Below are 17,266 nucleotides of genomic sequence, written 5' to 3' on the forward strand. Positions count from 1 at the left end.
AGCGGGATCCGCTGGGTCAGGGCGCGGGCGGCGCCTCGACGAAGCGGGCCGCGGGCAGGCGGCGGCGGATGACGTCGATCGCCGCCTCGTTCCGGTCGACCAGCACGTAGTTGCGCCCCAGCGCCGCCGCGACCGCCCCCGTCGTTCCGCTGCCCGCGAAGAAGTCGAGCACCCAGTCGCCCTCGCGGCTGGACGCCTGCACGATCCGCCGCAGCACACCCTCCGGCTTCTGGGTCGGGTACCCGGTCTTCTCCCGCCCGGTCGGCGACACGATCGTGTGCCACCAGACGTCCGTCGGCAGCTTCCCGCGCGCGGCCCGCTCGGGCGTCACGAGCCCCGGCGCCATGTACGGCTCGCGATCGACGGTCTCCGAGTCGAAGTAGTACGTGGAGGGGTTCTTCACGTAGACCAGGATCGTGTCGTGCTTCGTCGGCCACCGGTTCTTCGACTTGGCGCCGTAGTCGTAGGCCCAGATGATCTCGTTCAGGAAGCTCTCTCGCCCGAACAGCGCGTCGAGCAGCACCTTCGCGTAGTGCGCCTCGCGGTAGTCGAGGTGCAGGTAGAGCGTGCCGTCGTCGGCGAGCAGCCGCCACGCCTCGACGAGCCGCGGCTCGAGGAACGACCAGTAGTCGTCGAAGCGGTCGTCGTACTGCAGCAGGTCGCCCTTGATGCGGTCGTAGAGCCGACCCTTGAAGCCGGCGTAGCGGCCGGGCACCGGGTCGGGCGCGGGGTCGTCGGCGGGTGCGGGCACGGAGCCGGCCACCGGCTCTGCCGCGGTGACGGTCGCGGGGTATCCGGCGGCTGCGCCCGTCTCGGTGACCGAGGTCTCGCCGGGGCCCGCGGCATCCGGATGCTCGCCCACCGGCTCAGGCAGCGGCACCCGCTTCACCGTGGTCGAGCGACGCGCCTGCGCGCGGCCGGTGTTGAAGGGCGGGTCGAGGTAGATCAGCGTGAACGAGCCGTCGGCGAAGGCGCCGAGCACGGGCAGGTTGTCGGCGTGGATGACGAGCCCCTCACCCCGCGCCTCGTCGTCGAAGTCGTCGAGCGGGGATCGCGCTGCGGGCGCATCGGTATCGGATGATCCGGCTTCGGGCGATCCGGCGACAGGCATTGTGCAATTCTGGCAGTTCCAAGGTCGGCGGCGTATCGTCGGCCCCGATGAGCACCATGATCCGCAACGAGCCCGGGCAGAACCGCTACACCATCGCCCTCGACGATCAGGTCGCCGGGTTCGCCGACTACCGGCTCGAGGGCTCCCGCATCGTCTTCACCCGCACCGAGGTCGACCCCCGCCGCCGCAAGGCCGGCCTCGCGGGTGCCCTGGTCGAGTACGCCCTCGACGACGTGCGCACCTCGAGCGCCCTCACCGTGGTGCCGCAGTGCACCTTCGTCGCCCACTTCATCGACGCCCACCCCGACTACCAGGAGCTCGTCGACCGCGGCTGAGTTAGAGCCGTTCTCCCGTCACGGATCCGGGCGTGACCCGCAGTAGCCCTTGATCACATCGTCCCACCGCGTGAGGAAGGCTCTCGCGACGAGGTCTTCGCCACCCCCGCCCGGATATTCGACGGCTGCTTCCCGGGCCACCCTTTCGGCAACCCCCTCGAGGCCAGGATAGTTCGCGAAGTACTGATCCAGTTCGCGTTCATCGGTGGAAACCAGAAGGTCGGCGACCACCCCGTAAGTGATGGATGAGCACAGTGCAACGTCTTGCTGCGTTGCCGTCATGGTGGTCGCGTCGGGGGCGACGGGCTGGGGCCCGCTGCTCCGGAACCCTCCTAACAGAGTGGTGAGCGTCCCCCTCGGCCCGGTAGCGAACCATCGATCCGTGTACACGATCGGGTTGTCCTCTGTGATCAGGTCGGCCCAGTCGTTGATCACCTCAAAGGTCGCGCCTGCATCCTCGTAGAGCATCACCACCACCCCCTGCCCGCTCTCAGGGATGCAGTAGATGCCGGCCGCAGCTCCCGAGAAATCAGGGTCGCCCTTGAGCGCTACCGGATTGACGCACGCCGGGGCGGCGGCGATTTCGTCGAGGTCCGACTCGGAGAGCTCGCGGAGGCCGCTCCTCGCGCATCCGTGTACCGAGAGCAGTATCAACGCCGCACCAAGGGCGGCCATGACGCGCAACGGGCTCACGATCATCGCCAGCGCACGTACCCGATCTTTCCTGCCGCGTTGACGTGCCCGCGGATCTTGGCGACGGTCGCTCTGTTGCCGATGAAGGCACTGGCCGATCCGCTGCTGCCGCACCCAGCATTCGTCCACACGGGAGTAGAGACACTACGGCTGGTCGAGTATCCCCTTCCCTGCACGCACGATGGGCCGGAGTTCCATGCCAGGGTGTCCCGGCTCCAGGTGTATGAATAACGGGCCGTCCAGTCGAAACCGATGATCCCGCAGCCATCCAAGGACTCCTGCCATCCACCGAGATTGGTGAAGACCGCGTTCCGGTAGTCGCACCCCGAGAAATCAGGCTCGTCGCCCTCGCGTCGCAACTCTGCGACCCGGTCGCCGCGGATAGCGACGACCGAATTGGCTTCGAAGATGTGGTGGTCCATCACAGTCGCCGCGCTCGCATCGACAGCTTCGCGGATCGTCCCTTCGAGGTCGGGCGGAGCATCGGGATGAGCCGCCCCCATGAGAGGAACGCTGATGAGAAGTGATAGCGCAATTGTCAATCCTGATTACATGACGTATTCTCAGCATATTCAAGTCTTGTCGTCAAGTGGGAGAAAATGATCGTCGCCGATGTAGTGATCATGCTGGTTGCAGGAGCAGTAGGCGTTATCGGCCTGGCGCGGCTCGTCCACAGGCGGAGGGTCTGGCGCGAGGCGGTACGACCTGTCGTCGATGCCGTCGCCGTGGAATCCACCGCGTATGGGTGGCCACCGAGCTCGTCCGCAGACGTGGCCTCCGAGATCGAATCCGCCACTTCCCCGTCCGCATCGACGGGCTGAAACCGGGTTGGCGACGCTCCGACTTCCGGGCAGGATCAGGAACGCGCAGCGTCGCTTAAGCGCTTGCGTGCCGAGACCGAGATCGACACTGAGGCGACCATGGCAACCACCGACAACCCGGGCGCCGATGACCACGAGCCCGGCGACCACCGCGCCGTCGGCACCGGGGCGAGTACGGGCGGATCGACCGTGCACGACTGGGTGCGGCGATTGGCCGAGCCCGTGGGCGACCCCGGCGGCGGTGCCGCGTCGGGCGTGATGCTGGGTATGGCCTGCGCGCTGACGGCGATGGTGGCGGGGTACTCGCGGCACGAGCATCCGCTGGCCGCCGGGGCGATCGTCGAGAGAGCGGATGCCCGCCGCGAACGCGCCCTCGACCTCGCCGACGTCGACGCGCGGGAGTCGGCCGAGTTCGGGGCCGCCTACCACGAGCCGCGCGGCGAGCACCGGGACGCGGCGGTGCGCTCGGCCGGATCCGCCGCCGCCCGCATCTCGGCCGACCTCGCCGAGCTCGCGCTCGAAGCGCTCGACGACCTGGAGGCGCTGGCGCCGCTCGCGCCTGCCTTCCTGCGACCCGACGTCGCAGTGGCGGCGGCGGCTCTGCGCGCGGCGCTCACCGGTGCCCGGACGAACCTGGCCGCCGACCTCGACGAGGTCGCCCGGCACGGGGCGTCGGCGGCGCCGTCGCTCGACGAGGGGCTTGCGCGTTTCGACAGGGCGCTGGAGCGTCTCACTGACTTCGACACCACTTCTTGATCTTTTCTCATTAAGCTGTAGGGTGGCCCGGTGCCGCTCTCGCCCACCCTCCCGCCACCCGTCGCATCGGCACGGCTGCCGGCGCTCGACGGGTTGCGCGGGCTCGCGGCGCTGGCCGTGGCGCTGGGGCACGGGCTGCTGGTGGTGCGCGAGAACGTCGTGGCCGACTGGTTCGGGCCGTCGGTGCTCGGGGTCTCGACGAACGGGTTCAGCATCGCCGCCTCGCACGCCGTGTGGCTGTTCTTCGTGCTCTCGGGAGTAGTGCTGACGAAGCTCGCGACGCGCGGGCCGCCGGGCGGCTTCGACTACGGGCGCTACACGCTGTCGCGGCTCGCTCGGCTGTACCTGCCGGTGTGGGCGGCGCTGGCGTTCGTGGTGGTCACGGCGCTGCTGGTGCGGCGCACGAGCAGCGGGTTCGGGGCGTGGGCCGACGGACATCCGACGCATCTGGACCCGTGGGCGCTGCTGAACGACGCAACCCTGCTCACCGGAACGAGCGGCGCGCTGTCACCGCTGTGGACGTTGCAGTGGGAGGTGCTCTTCTCGTTGCTCCTCGTCCTCTACCTCGCGGTACTGCGGCGCATCCCGGCGCTCGTATCGCTGCCCCTGCTGATCGCGGCCTCCGCCCTGGGCGGCGTGCTCGGCAACCCGACGCTGCTCTATCTACCGATGTTCGGGCTGGGGGTGGTGCTCGCGCTCAACTGGGTCGCACTTGCCCGGTTCTCGGGGGCGCTCGAGGCCGCGGTGCGACGGCGACCGGGTGCGCTGACCGTCGCGACGGTGCTCGCGCTGTCGCTCGCCGGCGAGCTGGCGCTCGTGGGCTGGCAGCTGTCGGCGTCGGGTGTTCCGCCGCCGGTGCGCTCGGTGGTCGAGACCACCGGGCACCTGCTTGCGGCGATGCTGCTGATCGCCCTGGCCGGCCTGTGGGCGCCCGTCCGCCACGCCTTCTCGTCGCGGCCACTGCAGTGGCTCGGCCTCGTCTCGTTCAGCCTCTACCTCATGCACGAGCCCGTGCTGCTCGCGGTGGTGCGTGTGTCGGTGCCGCTGTCCGACGCGGTCTGTGCGGCCGGCTTCTGTCTGTTGAGCCCGACGGCGTCCGGCGCCGCCTGCTCGGCGGGCCCCTGCCTCTCCACCCCGATGGCCGCCGACGGGATTGTGGCGGGGTCGGCCCTGGCCGGTCTCGGCTCGCTCGGCGTCGTCGTGATGGCGATCGCGGCGATCGCGCTCTCCCTCGTGACCGCCGCCGCCTTCCACCGCGTGGTCGAACGCCCCGCCCACCGCTTCGCCCAGCGGCTTCGCATGCCGCAGACGGCGGCAGCGATTGGAGGGCGCGGCCCGCGGGCGGGCGGGTGAGGGGGCGATGGGTTGTCGTCACCCCACAGGCGAGGGGCGGGCATCCGCTCGTCGTGGTGGGATGTGGGCATGCTCACCGACGAGACCCCCGAAGCCACCGCCACCACGCCCGCCGACGGCGCTGACGCCGAGTCGACCGGTGCGACCAGGGCGACCGGCGCGACCAGGGCGACCGGCGCGGGCCTGCGGTTCGCCGTCGACGCCGGGGGCGACATCGCCAGCACGCCGCTGCAGCTCGAGGAGGCCGCGCAGGTGGCCGAGCGGGAGGGGTTCGACGGCGTGCTCGTCACCGAGACGCGGCACGATCCGTTCGTGGCGCTGACGCTGGCCGCGCGGGCGACCGAGCGCGTGCGGCTGTCGAGCGCCATCGCCGTCGCCTTCGCGCGCAATCCGATGAACACGGCGATGCTCGCGAACGATCTGCAGCTCGTGTCGGGCGGGCGGTTCGTGCTCGGACTCGGATCGCAGGTGAAGCCGCACATCGAGCGCCGGTTCTCGATGCCGTGGTCGCATCCGGCCAAGCGCATGCGCGAGTACGTCGAGGCGATCCGCGCCATCTGGGCCAGCTGGGAGACCGGCGAGCGCCTGCGCTTCGAGGGCGAGTTCTACTCCCACACCCTGATGTCACCCGTCTTCAGCCCCGGCCCGAACCCGCACGGCAATCCGCGCATCGCACTCGCGGCCGTCGGCACGCTGATGGCCGAGACGGCGGGTGCGGTCGCCGACGGGTTCCTCAGCCACAGCTTCACCACGGCACGGTACCTCCGCGAGGTGTCGTTGCCGGCGCTCGAGCGCGGGCGGGCATCCGCTGATCGTGTGGGCGAGCCGGTCGAGGTCAGCCTGCCCGCGCTGGTCGCCGTCGGCCGCACGGACGCCGAGCTCGACACCGCGACCACCGCCATCAAGAAGCAGATCGCCTTCTACGGCTCGACGCCCGCCTACAAGGGCGTGCTCGAGCTGCACGGCTGGGGCGAACTGCACGAGCGGATGCACGCGGGGTCGGTCAAGGGCGAGTGGGACGCCATGACGTCCCTGGTCACCGACGAGGTGCTGGCGGAGTTCGCCGTCGTGGGCTCCCCCACCGAGGTCGCGGCGCAGCTGCGGGATCGCTTCGCCGGCGTGGTGCAGCGCCTCTCGTTCTCGACGCCCTACCCGGTGCAGGCCGACGTCTGGCCCGAGCTGCTCGGTGCGCTGAACGAGTAGTCGAGCGCAAGAATCTCGGGCGCATACAGATGCATGAACCGAGCTTTCATCAGGGTTTTCTGATAGAATCTCAGTATGGAGACAGACGCCCAGCTCAAGAGGATCGCCAGCGATCTTCAGGGCGTTCTGGGTGCGGCGCGCAGCAGGCTGGCGGGGCTTTCCGACGAGGCCGTGCTGGAGCTGATGGCCGACTTCGAGGCGGTCGCGCGGCTCGCGTCGGCGGGGGGCGTGCTGACCGCCGGCGAGGTGGGGGTGCGGTCGCGTCCCGAGCTCGGCGACGAGGGGCTGAGCCGGTCGCAGAACTTCACGACCCCGGTCGCGCTCGTCGCGAAGGTGACAGGCGCGTCGGCGCGGGCGTGCAAGGCCCGGCTCGAGCTCGGGCGGAAGCTCCGCGGCGCCGTGCTGCTGGGTGGGGGCGAGGGGCCTGCACCGTTCCCGGCGGTCGCCCGCGTGCTCGATGAAGGCGTCCTCGGAGTCGAAGCGGCGGCGGCCATCGTCAAGCAGTGCGGTGTGCTCGCCGACCGTGGATGCGCTCCCGATGTTGTGGCTCTCGCTGAGGAGACCCTCGTCGACCAGACCCTCTCGTGTCGGCTGACCGCCGACGAGACCTTCAAGGCCGCGATCCACCTGCGCGAGGTGCTCGACCCCGATGGTGCGGAGCCACGTGACGAGGTGCTGCAGATGCAGCGATCACTGACGATCGCGCAATCGTCGGATGGGATGTACCGGGGGAAGTTCGCGCTGGCGCCTGAGCAGGGCGGGGTGTGGTTTGCGAGCATCCAGGCGTTGCAGAGCCCCCGCGTGGCCGGGCCGCGGTTCGTCGATGGCGACGAGTACGCTACCGCCGATGGCCGCACTCAGGCACAGAAGAACGCCGACACCATCACCGAGCTCATCGCCCGCGCCGCTGGCGCCGACGACATGCCCCGCATCAACGGTGCCATCGCCACCGTCAACGTGCACATGACCCTCGACGACCTTGAAGCGGGCCGCGGAGTCGGGTGGATCGACGGCATCGATCAGCCCGTCCCCGCCTCCACCGTCGAACAGATGCGATGCTCATCGCCGATCGCGGCCACGCTCTTCGGCGATAAGGGTGAAGTGCTGTACCACGGCAAGGCGAAGCGGCTTTTCACCGCGGCGCAGAACCGGGCCCTTGCCGCGCGAGACGGCGGTTGCGTGTGGCCCAGTTGCGACCGGCCACCGTCATTCTGCGAGACACATCATGCGAACGAGTGGGTCTCGGACGACCATCCACCCGGCCGAACCGACATCGACAACGGCGTTCTTCTCTGCCACTTCCACCATTCCCACCTGCACAAGTCACCGTGGAAATTGACCATGCAAGACGGGGTGCCTCATCTCATTCCGCCGAGGTGGATCGACACGGAGCAGAAGCCGATCCCGACCACCCGGCGACGCACCATCCAGCGACCCGCCGCCTAGCCAGCCACCGCATCCGAGGGCAAGCGCGAAGCGCGCGGCAGCACACACGGCTGCCGCGCGCTGACGCGCTTGCCCACGATGGACATGGCCGGGTTGGAGAGCGCTAGCGAGCCAAGTACGCAGCTAGAGCATCCGCCGCCAGCTGGTGGTCGACCACGTCAGGTTCGCCTGAGGCCGTGATGGTGCCGAGGAGTTCTCCGCGAACGAAGAGCGGGATCGAGCCGCCGTGGGCGCGCATCGCCGCATGGTCGACCCCGGGCTCGTCGAGCTCGTCGAAGCGGGTGCCCGCCGCCTCGTGGCGACGCCGCACGAGCAGCGATGGCACACCGAAGTAGACCGCCACTGCCGCCTTGCCCGCGAGCCAGAAGTCGTTCTCGGGCCCGGTCGCTCCGAGTTTCACCCGGAACACCAGGTCGCCCGCCAGCACGATGTCGACCGCGAGGTCGAGACCGCGGGATCGCACCAGGTCGGCGGCGATGACACCGAGGTCCAGAGCATCCGACTTCGAGAAGGACTCGGCGTCGAACACTGGCGCCTCCTCGAGGTCGTCCACAGTGAAGACGGGGAGGGAGGAGGAGGCGGCGCTCACGGAACCCGCCCGATCCACTCGGGCGTCGCGAACTTCGTGCGCACCAGCTCCTCGGCGGCAGCCCGCTCAGCCGAGGTGACGGTGTCGGGCACCGCCCCGTACAACCCGGTGAACGTCGCGATCAGCCGGTCGATGATCTCGGCCCGCGAGAGCCCCGTCTGGCTGCGCAGCGGGTCGACGCGCTTGGCGGCCGAGGTGGTGCCCTTGTCGCTCATCTTCTCGCGGCCGATGCGCAGCACCTGAACCATCTTCTCGCCGTCCATGTCGTAGCTCATGGTGGCGTGGTGCAGCACGGCGCCGTTGCCGAGACGCTTCTGGGCGGCACCACCGATCTTGCCCTTGACCGATGAGATGTCGTTCAGCGGCTGGTAGAACGCCTCGATGCCGAGCGACTTCAGCGCGGTGATCACCCACTCGTCGAGGAAGGCGTAGGAATCCGCGAAGCTCATGCCCTGCACGAGCGCCGCCGGGGCGTAGATGGAGTAGGTGACGACCGAGTTCGCGTCCATGAACATGGCGCCGCCGCCCGAGATGCGCCGCACCACCTCGAAGCCGTACTTCGCGGCATTGTCAGGGTCGACCTCGTTCTTCAGCGACTGGAAGCTGCCGATCACCACGGCCGGCTCGTTCCACTCCCAGATGCGCAGCGTCGGCTTGCGGCGCCCCTCACCGACCTCGTTCGTGAGCACCTCGTCGAGCGCGAGCTGCATCTGCGGCGTCTCGGGGCCGGTGTGGATCAGCTGCCACTCGTACGCATCCCAGCTCGTCGCCCGCGCGAGCGAGCGTCGCACCGCGACCGCCACCGCCTCGGGCGTGAAGCCGAGCAGCACGGCCCCCTCGGGCAGCGCGCCGCGTACGGCGGCCGCGATCGTGGCCGCGTCGCTGTCGGCGGGCAGCCCGTTCACCGCCGCGTCGATCAGCGGCAGCGCGTCGTCGGGTTCGAGGAAGAAATCGCCGGCCAGCCGGAAGTTCTGGATGCGGCCGTCGACCTCGTCGAGATCGACCACCACCAGCTTGCCGCCGGGCACCTTGTATTCACCGTGCATGCGTTCAGCGTAGCCCCGCCCTGCGACACCGGGCCCAGCAGGGCAGACGAGCGGATGCCCGGCCACCCGAAAGGGCAGACGAGCGGATGCACGGCCGCTCAGCGAGGCAGCCGATACCGGTGCTCGGGCCGCCCGGTGCTCCCGTACCGCAGCTCGACGAGCAGCTGTCCGTCGTGCGCGAGCGCCGACAGGTACCGCTGCGCCGTCGCGCGTGAGATGCCGAGCTGCGCGGCGACCACGGGTGCCGACAGCGCATCCGGAGACTGAGCCAACGTCTCGAGCACCGACTGCTCGGTCGGCGAGCGCCGCGCCGCCGCGTCGCGGGACGCCGAGCCGTGCAGCACACGGCGGGCGCGGTCGATGGTCTCCTGGTCGAGCTCGGGCTGGGCGTCGAGCAGGTTGCGGTAGCGGGTGTAGCCGCGCAGCACCTCGGCGAGCGCCTCGTCGGCGAAGGGCTTCACGAGGTAGGCGAAGGCACCGCGCTGGAACGAGGTGCGCACGGCCGCAGCCGTCACCGCGGCGCTCAGCACGATCGCGTCGAGGTCGTAGCCGCGCACGAGGTCGAGCCCCGAGCCGTCGGGCAGGTAAATGTCGGCGAGCAGCAGCTCGGGCCGCGCCGCCTCGATCGCGGTGCGGGCCTCGGTGACCGAGCCAGCGGTGGCGACCACGGTGTAGCCGCCGGTCGCCTCGACGATGCGGGTGTGCAGCCGGGCGACGTGGAAGTCGTCGTCGACGATGACGACGCGCAGCTCGCTCATGAGCCGTCCTCCTTCTCGAACTGTCCGTGCAGCTCGGCGCAGAACACGGCTCCGTGGTCGGATGCACCCGCCATCGCCAGCCACAGCCGGCCCCCATGGCGCCGGGCCACATCCGCCGAGAGGCGCAGGCCGATGCCGTGTCCGTGCACCGCCTCGGGCCCCTCCGGCTGGGCCACGGCCGCGGGTGCGGGGCCCCCACCAGCCCCGTCCCCCGAGTCCATCACCGACAGGTGCAGCTCGTCCCCGTGCCGCAGCGCCTCGACCTCGACCCACCTGGGCGTGCGCTCCGAGCGCGCGGCCGCGTCGATCCCGTTGTCGACGAGGTTGCCGAGCACGGTCGTGACGTCCTCCGGATGCACGAGCGAACCCACCACGTCGGCGTCCGGCCCCACCCGCAGCATCACCCCGCGCGCCTCGGCCTCGGCCGCCTTCGCACCGAGGAAGGCCTGCAGGTACGGCTCCCGCACGAGCTGCGCGTTCTCGACCGGGAACCGCACCGGACCGTGGCCCGCGACCTGGTCGAGGTACTCCAGCGCCTGGGCCGTGTCACCGGCCCGCACGAGACCCGACACCACGTGGATGCGGTTCGCGAACTCATGCCGCTGCTCCCGCAGCGCGCCGGCGAGCGTGCCGACGGCGCTGAGCCGCCGGGTGAGGTCCTCGACGTCGGTGACGTCGCGCACGATCACGACGCGGCCGAGCAGCCGCGCATCCCGCCGCACCTCGTGCACGTCGACGTAGAGCAGGTGCCCGGCGACGAGCAGCGGCTCGGCGAGGGCGGCCGGGCCCGACGGCGCCGGAGCGGAAGCGTCGGATGCGCCCGCCGGCGCGGCCGGCGACGATCCGGCCACCCGCTCCCGCACCCCCGCGTCCGCCACCACGGAGTCGAACGCCCGCCCCACCGCGCCCGGCAGCGAGATCCCCAGCAGCGAGGCGGCCCGGTCGTTGCACACCGTCACCACCCCGTCGACCGACAGCCCCACCACCCCGTCGTCGACGCCCTGCAGCACGGCCTGCTGATCCTGCACGAGGCTGAGCAGCTCCTCGGGCTCGAGGCCCAGGGTGGTCGCCCGCAGCCGCCGGGCGATGAACGCGGCGAGCACCGCTCCGACGCCGAGGGCGAGGGCGGTCGAGAGACCGACGGGAAGCGCATCCGTCAGCACCGTCGACCACACCTCGGCGGGCGGCAGTCCGACGCTCACCTCGCCGACGACCCGCGTGGGGTCGGCCAGCCCGTAGATCGGCACCTTCGCGCGGGCCGAGTCGCCGAGGGTCCCGCTCTCCCAGCTGACGGTCTCCTGCCCGGCGAGCGCCGCGTCGGGGCTGGTCGAGACCGGGTCGCCGATCTCGTCGGGGTTCGGATGCGCGAGCCGCCGCCCCGTGTCGTCGGTGACCACCACGAACAGCGCTCCCGTGCGCTGCTCGATCGCGCGGGCGTAGTCGTCGACCGTGCCGTCGACCAGCTCGGCGTCCGTGGACGGAGCCGGCCGGTCGCTCTCGGCCTCCGCCGCCTGGCGCACCGAGGGCGTCTCGGCGACGCTCTGCGCGACCCGGAGCGCCGACTCCTGGGTCTGCTGCACGAGGCGGTTGAAGCCGGTGAGGGCGAAGAGGGCGACCGTGATGAGGGAGACGAGGATCATCGCCGCCACGATGGAGCGGTTGACCTGGGTGGTGAAGGGGGCGCGTCGCGGCAGGGCGCGGCCGCGCATCCGCTCGCCCGTCTGCAGCCTCGTCGCGCCCAGCCTCGTCGCCATGCCGGAATGCTAACCCCGCCGCCCGGCGCCCCGTGAGCAGAATGCGCAGAACGCGCTCAACGCGCTCTTCGCGGCAAATGCGCAGTAGCGCGCGCCGCACCGACCCCTCTTCCTAGTCTTCCGGAAACAGACGAAGGAGTCTCCCGTGCTCGTACTACTCGGATTCGGAATGGTCGCCGCCTTCATGGTGCTGATCATGACCAAGCGCATGACGCCCGTGCTCGCCCTGATCATCGTGCCGACCATCTTCGGCCTCTTCGCGGGCGCCGGGCTCGTCATCGGCGACATGGCGCTCGACGCGATCAGCGGCCTCGCCCCCACCGCGGCTCTCCTGATGTTCGCCATCATCTACTTCGGCCTGATGATCGACGTGGGGCTGTTCGACCCGCTGGTGCGGCTGATCCTGCGACTCGTCGGCAACGACCCCGTGAAGGTCGTCGTCGGCACGGCGCTGCTCGCCTCGGTCATCTCGCTCGACGGCGACGGATCGACCACCTTCATCGTCGTCACCAGCGCCCTGCTGCCGATCTACCTGCGCCTCGGCCTCAGCCCGGTGGTGCTGACCTGCGTCGCCGGTCTCGCCAACGGCACGATGAACATCCTGCCCTGGGGCGGTCCGACCGCCCGGGCCGCAGCGGCGCTCGAACTCTCGCCGAGCGACGTGTTCACGCCGATGATCCCGTCGATGCTGGCCGGGCTGGCCGTGATCTTCCTGTTCGCGTGGCACCTGGGCCGGCTCGAGCGCAAGCGGCTCGGGTCGCTGGCGCTGCCCGGTGAAGAGAGCGAGGTTCCGGATGCTCGTGCCGGCTCGTCGCGCGGCGGACTGTTCCGGCGCCCGGCGTCGCCCCGCCCCGGCTCGGGTTCGGCGGCTCGCGGCGGTCGCGGCGGCCGTGGCGGCTCGGGTTCGGCGCGTACCGCCACCCAGGTCGAGCGCATCTCGACCGGTGCCCTGCAGGCCCTCGTCAACCCGGCCGACACCGCGATGGCCGACACGATGCTCGACCCGAACCGCCCCACGCTCCGCCCGAAGCTGTTCTGGTTCAACCTCGTGCTGACCGTCGCCGTGATGGTGCTGCTCGTCGCCGACGTGCTGCCGCTCGCCTACGTCTTCATGGCGGGCAGCGCGGTCGCGATCCTGGTGAACTTCCCGCGGGTCTCGCAGCAGGCCGAGCGCATCGTCGCCCACGCCCCCTCCATCGTCGGCGTCGTGTCGATGGTGCTGGCGGCCGGCGTGCTGATCGGCGTTCTCGAGGGAACCGGCATGGTCGACGCGATGGCCGCCTGGGTCGCGTCCTCGATTCCCGCCTCCCTCGGAGCCTTCTCGGCCGTCATCACGGGGCTGCTGAGCATCCCGATGACCTTCTTCCTCTCCAACGACGCCTTCTACTTCGGCATCCTCCCGGTGCTCGCCGAGAGCGCCTCGGCCTTCGGCATCGACCCGGTCGACATGGCCCGCGCCTCGATCACCGGCCAGGTCGTGCACATGCAGAGCCCGCTCGTGCCGGCCATCCTGCTGCTCGTCTCGCTCGCCGGGGTCAACCTCGGCGACCACCACAAGAAGGTGCTCTGGCGGGCCGTCGTCGTCGCGCTGGTGATGCTCGCGGTGGGCGTCGGCATCGGCGCGATCGGCATCGGCGCGATCGGCATCGGCTGATGCGCTGCGGGGCGCCGGGTCGGCCGGCGGTGTCGGTCAGGTCGGCGCCCCGTTCCGCTCGCGATCGAAACACGGCGATTACATGTCGTTCACGTCGAGCGCGTACCGTTTGACCATGACCGAAACCGCAGTTCGCGACCAGACGCGCATCGCCTCCTCGAAAGCGTTCCTGTTCGACCTCGACGGAGTGCTCACTCCCACCGTCGACGTGCACATGCGCGCCTGGTCCCGCCTCTTCACGCCGTACCTCGAGGCGCACGGTGCCGCGCCCTACAGCGACGACGACTACTACCTCCACATCGACGGCAAGCCGCGCTTCGACGGCGTGAAGTCGCTGCTCGACTCGCGCGGCCTGTCGCTTCCCGACGGCACGCCGGACGACCCGGCGGGCGAGGGCACCGTCTGGGCACTCGGCAACCGCAAGAACGACGCCTTCGCCGCCGCCCTCCGCGAGGACGGGATCGCTCCTTACCCGGGCTCGGCCGTCATGCTCGACCGCGCGATCGCGGCCGGCTACGAGGTGGCCGTGGTGTCGAGCTCCCGCAACGCGGAGGCCGTGCTGACGACGGCCGGCATCCGCGACCGCTTCGCCGTGATCGTCGACGGCCTGGTCGCCGCGGCCGAGGGCATCTCGGGCAAGCCGGCCCCCGACACCTACCAGCGCGCAGCTACGCTGCTCGGCCTCCCGACGAGCGAGTGCATCGTGGTCGAGGATGCGCACTCGGGCGTGCAGGCCGGCCGCGACGGCGACTTCGCCCTCGTCATCGGCGTCGATCGCGGGGTCGGGGCTCAGGAGCTGCTCGACTCCGGCGCGGACATCGTGGTCGACGACCTCGACGAGCTGCTGCCGTCGCTGCGCTGACCGCGCGTCCACTCCTGCACTTCTTCGCCTGCGGCGCTTTCCGTCCCCAGGCGCTGCACCGCGCATCCGCTGTTCGCTAGCATCGATCGACCCGTCACCGCGTTCCCTCCCCGAGAAAGCATCCGATGAACCCCATCGCCTCCGATCCGCTCGACCGCAGCCAGTTCCCGCTCGACGAGTGGGCCCTCACCGAAGCCGAGTTCCACACGGCCACGCAGGGCCGCACCGAGACGCTGTTCGCCGTCGGCAACGGCTACCTGGGCCTCCGCGGCAACTTCGAGGAGGGCCACAAGGCCTACGCCGAGGGCACCTTCATCAACGGCTTCCACGACACCTGGCAGATCAAGCACGCCGAGGAGGCGTACGGCTTCGCCCGGGTGGGGCAGACGATCGTGAACGTGCCCGATGCACGGGTCATCCGCCTCTACGTCGACGACGAGCCGTTCGTGGTGGCCGATGCCGACACCATCGAGTACTCGCGGCGGCTCGACTTCAAGACCGGCGTGCTCGAGCGGGTCGTGGAGTGGCGCACGCCCTCCGGCAAGCGGGTGCTCATCCGCTCGCGCCGGCTGGTCTCGTTCACCGACCGGCACCTCGCCGTCATCGACTACGAGGTCACCATGCTCGACTCCGACGCCTCGGTGCTCATCTCGAGCCAGATCCTCAACCGTCAAGACCGGGTCGACGAGTACACCCCGGTCGCGGGCGCGGGCGGAGCCGGCATCGGCGACCCGCGCAAGGCGTCCTCGTTCAGCGAGCGGGTGCTGCTCCCGCGCTTCAAGTGGATCCACGAGGGCCGCTACGTGCTCGGCTACCGCGCGGCCAACTCGGGCATGACCCTGGCGGTCGGCGCCGAGCACCACCTCGAGACGACGAACGAGTGGGACGAGTCGGCGCAGATCGACGACGACATCGCCAAGCAGGTCTACCGCGTGCGCGCGAAGGCCGGTCAGCGCATCCGTCTGGTCAAGACCATCGCCTACCACACCTCCTCCACGGTGCCCACGACCGAGCTCGCCGACCGGGCGAACCGCACGCTCGACCGCATCCGCGAGACGCCGATCGAAGAGGTGTTCGCGCGGCAGGAGGAATGGCTGGCCGACTTCTGGCGGCGCGCCGACGTCGTCATCCCGGGGCAGCCGGCCGTGCAGCAGGCCGTGCGCTGGAACATATTCCAGCTCGCCCAGTCGACCGCGCGCACCGACGGCGGCGGCATCGCCGCGAAGGGCGTCTCCGGCTCGGGCTACGGCGGCCACTACTTCTGGGACACGGAGATCTACGTGCTCCCCTTCCTCACGTACACGTCACCTCAGGTGGCGCGCAACGCGCTGCGCTTCCGGCAGGGCATGCTGCCCGCCGCCCGCGACCGCGCGGTCGAGCTGAACCAGCGCGGGGCGCTGTTCCCCTGGCGCACGATCAACGGTCTCGAGTCCTCGGCCTACTACGCGGCCGGCACGGCGCAGTACCACATCGACGCCGACATCTCCCACGCGCTCTCGCAGTACGTGGCGGCCACCGGCGACGACGACTTCCTGCGCCGCGGCGCCCTCGACATCCTGGTCGAGACGGCGCGCATGTGGGCCGACCTCGGCTTCTGGCGCGGGCGCGAGGGCGACCACGGGCCGCAGACATTCCACATCCACGGCGTCACCGGGCCCGACGAGTACACCACCGTCGTCAACGACAACCTCTTCACCAACGTGATGGCGCGGGCGAACCTCCGCGCCGCCGTGCGCCAGGCCCGGCGGCTGCGGCACGAGTCGCCCGACGACTACGCGGCGATGGCCAAGCGCCTCGACCTCACCGAGGACGAGATCGAGGAGTGGTCGGAGGCGGCGGAGGCGATGCACATCCTCTTCGACGCCGACCTCGGCATCCACCCGCAGGACGCGCAGTTCCTCGAGAAGGAGCTCTGGGACCTCGAGAACACGCCCGCCTCGAAGCGGCCGCTGCTGCTGCACTTCCACCCGCTGGTGATCTACCGCTTCCAGGTGATCAAGCAGGCCGACGTGGTGCTCGCCCTGTTCCTGCAGGGAGACGAGTTCACCACCCGCGAGAAGCGGGCGAACTTCGAGTACTACGACGCGCTCACCACCGGCGACTCGACCCTGTCCGCCTCGACGCAGGCCATCATCGCGGCCGAGGTCGGCTACCGCGAGCTCGCGCTCGGCTACTTCCAGGCGGCGCTGTTCGTCGACCTCGGCGACCTGCACCACAACACGGCCGACGGCATCCACGTGGCGTCGACGGGCGGCGTGTGGAGCGCGCTGGCGTTCGGCTTCGGCGGCATGCGCGACTACCTCGGCAAGTTCACCTTCGACCCGCGGCTGCCCGAGGAGTGGGAGTCGATGGTGTTCCACGTGACGATCCACGGCTCGCTGATCGAGGTCGACCTGCGGCAGCACGAGATGACCTTCACGATCCTCGGCCCCTCGGCCCCGTCGCCGGTGGCGGCGATCGACGGTGCGCCCGGTGCCGCCGGCGCGGCTGCCGCGGGCGGCGGCGGGCGCGGTGGAGCCGGCGACACCGGCTCGACCACCGACACCGCCCCTGCCCCTGCACTTGCCCCTGCGACTGCCCCTGCCGGCCGCTACGCCTCCCCTCCGACGGGGTCGAACCGCTCGGTCGAGGTGTGGGTCCGCGGCGAGCGCGTGCTCCTCGTGTCCGGAACCCCGGTCACCGTCCCCCTGGCCAACGACCGCCCCACCATCGAGGGCGCGCCCACCACGTCCGACATCGAGGGCACGATGCGCGCCGACGGCTCGGTCATCACCGCCTCCATGCCCACGATCGTCTCCGACATCGAGGGCCCGGAGTCGATCGTCGGCTTCGACTGACCCAGATCTGGCACCGGCTACCGGCAAGGTCTCGCGGCGGTGACGATA

General features: G+C 70.5%; 15 protein-coding genes. 8 read left to right on the forward strand and 7 right to left on the reverse strand.

Annotated elements, in window-relative coordinates; all coding sequences use genetic code 11:
* Positions 1-16 precede the first annotated feature (16 nt).
* Positions 17-1,111, reverse strand: coding sequence for a site-specific DNA-methyltransferase (locus HQQ85_RS07590; RefSeq protein WP_173181937.1), 1,095 nt, complete (start codon positions 1,109-1,111; stop codon positions 17-19).
* Between the two features lie 47 nt (positions 1,112-1,158).
* Here HQQ85_RS07590 and HQQ85_RS07595 point away from each other — a divergent pair, with 47 nt between their 5' ends.
* On the forward strand, positions 1,159-1,446 hold the full coding sequence (locus HQQ85_RS07595) for a GNAT family N-acetyltransferase (protein ID WP_173181938.1): 288 nt from the start codon (positions 1,159-1,161) through the stop codon (positions 1,444-1,446).
* 18 nt (positions 1,447-1,464) lie between these two features.
* Here HQQ85_RS07595 and HQQ85_RS07600 read toward each other — a convergent pair whose 3' ends face one another.
* Both HQQ85_RS07600 and HQQ85_RS07605 read right to left on the reverse strand, forming a co-directional pair.
* Complete coding sequence (locus HQQ85_RS07600) at positions 1,465-2,145, reverse strand: hypothetical protein (protein ID WP_173181939.1); 681 nt, start codon at positions 2,143-2,145, stop codon at positions 1,465-1,467.
* A complete protein-coding gene (locus tag HQQ85_RS07605) occupies positions 2,142-2,642 on the reverse strand; it encodes a hypothetical protein (RefSeq protein WP_173181940.1) in 501 nt (166 codons plus the stop codon). Before HQQ85_RS07605 ends, HQQ85_RS07600 begins: the two co-directional genes overlap by 4 nt.
* A 417-nt stretch (positions 2,643-3,059) precedes the next feature.
* Here HQQ85_RS07605 and HQQ85_RS07610 point away from each other — a divergent pair, with 417 nt between their 5' ends.
* The 4 genes from HQQ85_RS07610 to HQQ85_RS07625 all read left to right on the forward strand — a co-directional run bounded on the left by HQQ85_RS07610 (position 3,060) and on the right by HQQ85_RS07625 (position 7,718).
* Positions 3,060-3,716 carry a cyclodeaminase/cyclohydrolase family protein gene (locus HQQ85_RS07610; protein WP_173181941.1) on the forward strand — a complete coding sequence of 219 codons (657 nt, stop codon included), beginning with the start codon at positions 3,060-3,062 and terminating at the stop codon, positions 3,714-3,716.
* Positions 3,717-3,746: 30 nt separating this feature from the next.
* Positions 3,747-5,069 (forward strand): acyltransferase, encoded by a 1,323-nt coding sequence (locus HQQ85_RS07615; RefSeq protein WP_173181942.1) that lies wholly within the window; start codon positions 3,747-3,749, stop codon positions 5,067-5,069.
* A 69-nt stretch (positions 5,070-5,138) separates the two neighbouring features.
* Positions 5,139-6,272 carry a TIGR03617 family F420-dependent LLM class oxidoreductase gene (locus HQQ85_RS07620; protein WP_173181943.1) on the forward strand — a complete coding sequence of 378 codons (1,134 nt, stop codon included), beginning with the start codon at positions 5,139-5,141 and terminating at the stop codon, positions 6,270-6,272.
* 75 nt (positions 6,273-6,347) lie between these two features.
* Positions 6,348-7,718: an HNH endonuclease signature motif containing protein gene (locus HQQ85_RS07625; protein ID WP_173181944.1), complete on the forward strand. Its 1,371-nt coding sequence runs from the start codon at positions 6,348-6,350 to the stop codon at positions 7,716-7,718.
* Between the two features lie 103 nt (positions 7,719-7,821).
* Here HQQ85_RS07625 and HQQ85_RS07630 read toward each other — a convergent pair whose 3' ends face one another.
* From HQQ85_RS07630 to HQQ85_RS07645, 4 genes are all read right to left on the reverse strand, one after another.
* The gene (locus HQQ85_RS07630; RefSeq protein ID WP_173181945.1) at positions 7,822-8,307 is read right to left on the reverse strand and encodes a heme-binding protein; all 486 of its coding nucleotides are present in this window, start codon (positions 8,305-8,307) and stop codon (positions 7,822-7,824) included.
* Positions 8,304-9,353: a biotin/lipoate A/B protein ligase family protein gene (locus HQQ85_RS07635; protein WP_173181946.1), complete on the reverse strand. Its 1,050-nt coding sequence runs from the start codon at positions 9,351-9,353 to the stop codon at positions 8,304-8,306. Before HQQ85_RS07635 ends, HQQ85_RS07630 begins: the two co-directional genes overlap by 4 nt.
* Before the next feature lie 98 nt (positions 9,354-9,451).
* A complete protein-coding gene (locus HQQ85_RS07640; protein ID WP_173181947.1) occupies positions 9,452-10,111 on the reverse strand; it encodes a response regulator in 660 nt (219 codons plus the stop codon).
* On the reverse strand, positions 10,108-11,865 hold the full coding sequence (locus tag HQQ85_RS07645) for a sensor histidine kinase (protein WP_173181948.1): 1,758 nt from the start codon (positions 11,863-11,865) through the stop codon (positions 10,108-10,110). Before HQQ85_RS07645 ends, HQQ85_RS07640 begins: the two co-directional genes overlap by 4 nt.
* Positions 11,866-12,034: 169 nt before the next feature.
* Between HQQ85_RS07645 and HQQ85_RS07650 the strand changes: the two genes are divergently transcribed.
* The 3 genes from HQQ85_RS07650 to HQQ85_RS07660 all read left to right on the forward strand — a co-directional run bounded on the left by HQQ85_RS07650 (position 12,035) and on the right by HQQ85_RS07660 (position 17,218).
* On the forward strand, positions 12,035-13,519 hold the full coding sequence (locus tag HQQ85_RS07650) for an SLC13 family permease (protein ID WP_216851653.1): 1,485 nt from the start codon (positions 12,035-12,037) through the stop codon (positions 13,517-13,519).
* A 115-nt stretch (positions 13,520-13,634) separates the two neighbouring features.
* Positions 13,635-14,381, forward strand: coding sequence for an HAD family phosphatase (locus HQQ85_RS07655; RefSeq protein WP_173181950.1), 747 nt, complete (start codon positions 13,635-13,637; stop codon positions 14,379-14,381).
* Between the two features lie 125 nt (positions 14,382-14,506).
* Positions 14,507-17,218: a glycoside hydrolase family 65 protein gene (locus tag HQQ85_RS07660; protein ID WP_173181951.1), complete on the forward strand. Its 2,712-nt coding sequence runs from the start codon at positions 14,507-14,509 to the stop codon at positions 17,216-17,218.
* Positions 17,219-17,266: the final 48 nt, after the last annotated feature.

It is taken from the genome of Herbiconiux sp. VKM Ac-2851 (assembly GCF_013205105.1).
GTDB classification, from domain to species: Bacteria; Actinomycetota; Actinomycetes; order Actinomycetales; family Microbacteriaceae; genus Herbiconiux; species Herbiconiux flava.

Coding starts and splice junctions, on each gene's coding strand:
- HQQ85_RS07590 (WP_173181937.1), bottom strand. CDS start 1,111: ATGCCTGTCGCCGGATCGCCCGAAGCCGGATCATCCGATACCGATGCG.
- HQQ85_RS07595 (WP_173181938.1), top strand. CDS start 1,159: ATGAGCACCATGATCCGCAACGAGCCCGGGCAGAACCGCTACACCATC.
- HQQ85_RS07600 (WP_173181939.1), bottom strand. CDS start 2,145: ATGATCGTGAGCCCGTTGCGCGTCATGGCCGCCCTTGGTGCGGCGTTG.
- HQQ85_RS07605 (WP_173181940.1), bottom strand. CDS start 2,642: ATGGGGGCGGCTCATCCCGATGCTCCGCCCGACCTCGAAGGGACGATC.
- HQQ85_RS07610 (WP_173181941.1), top strand. CDS start 3,060: ATGGCAACCACCGACAACCCGGGCGCCGATGACCACGAGCCCGGCGAC.
- HQQ85_RS07620 (WP_173181943.1), top strand. CDS start 5,139: ATGCTCACCGACGAGACCCCCGAAGCCACCGCCACCACGCCCGCCGAC.
- HQQ85_RS07625 (WP_173181944.1), top strand. CDS start 6,348: ATGGAGACAGACGCCCAGCTCAAGAGGATCGCCAGCGATCTTCAGGGC.
- HQQ85_RS07635 (WP_173181946.1), bottom strand. CDS start 9,353: ATGCACGGTGAATACAAGGTGCCCGGCGGCAAGCTGGTGGTGGTCGAT.
- HQQ85_RS07640 (WP_173181947.1), bottom strand. CDS start 10,111: ATGAGCGAGCTGCGCGTCGTCATCGTCGACGACGACTTCCACGTCGCC.
- HQQ85_RS07645 (WP_173181948.1), bottom strand. CDS start 11,865: ATGGCGACGAGGCTGGGCGCGACGAGGCTGCAGACGGGCGAGCGGATG.
- HQQ85_RS07650 (WP_216851653.1), top strand. CDS start 12,035: ATGGTCGCCGCCTTCATGGTGCTGATCATGACCAAGCGCATGACGCCC.
- HQQ85_RS07655 (WP_173181950.1), top strand. CDS start 13,635: ATGACCGAAACCGCAGTTCGCGACCAGACGCGCATCGCCTCCTCGAAA.
- HQQ85_RS07660 (WP_173181951.1), top strand. CDS start 14,507: ATGAACCCCATCGCCTCCGATCCGCTCGACCGCAGCCAGTTCCCGCTC.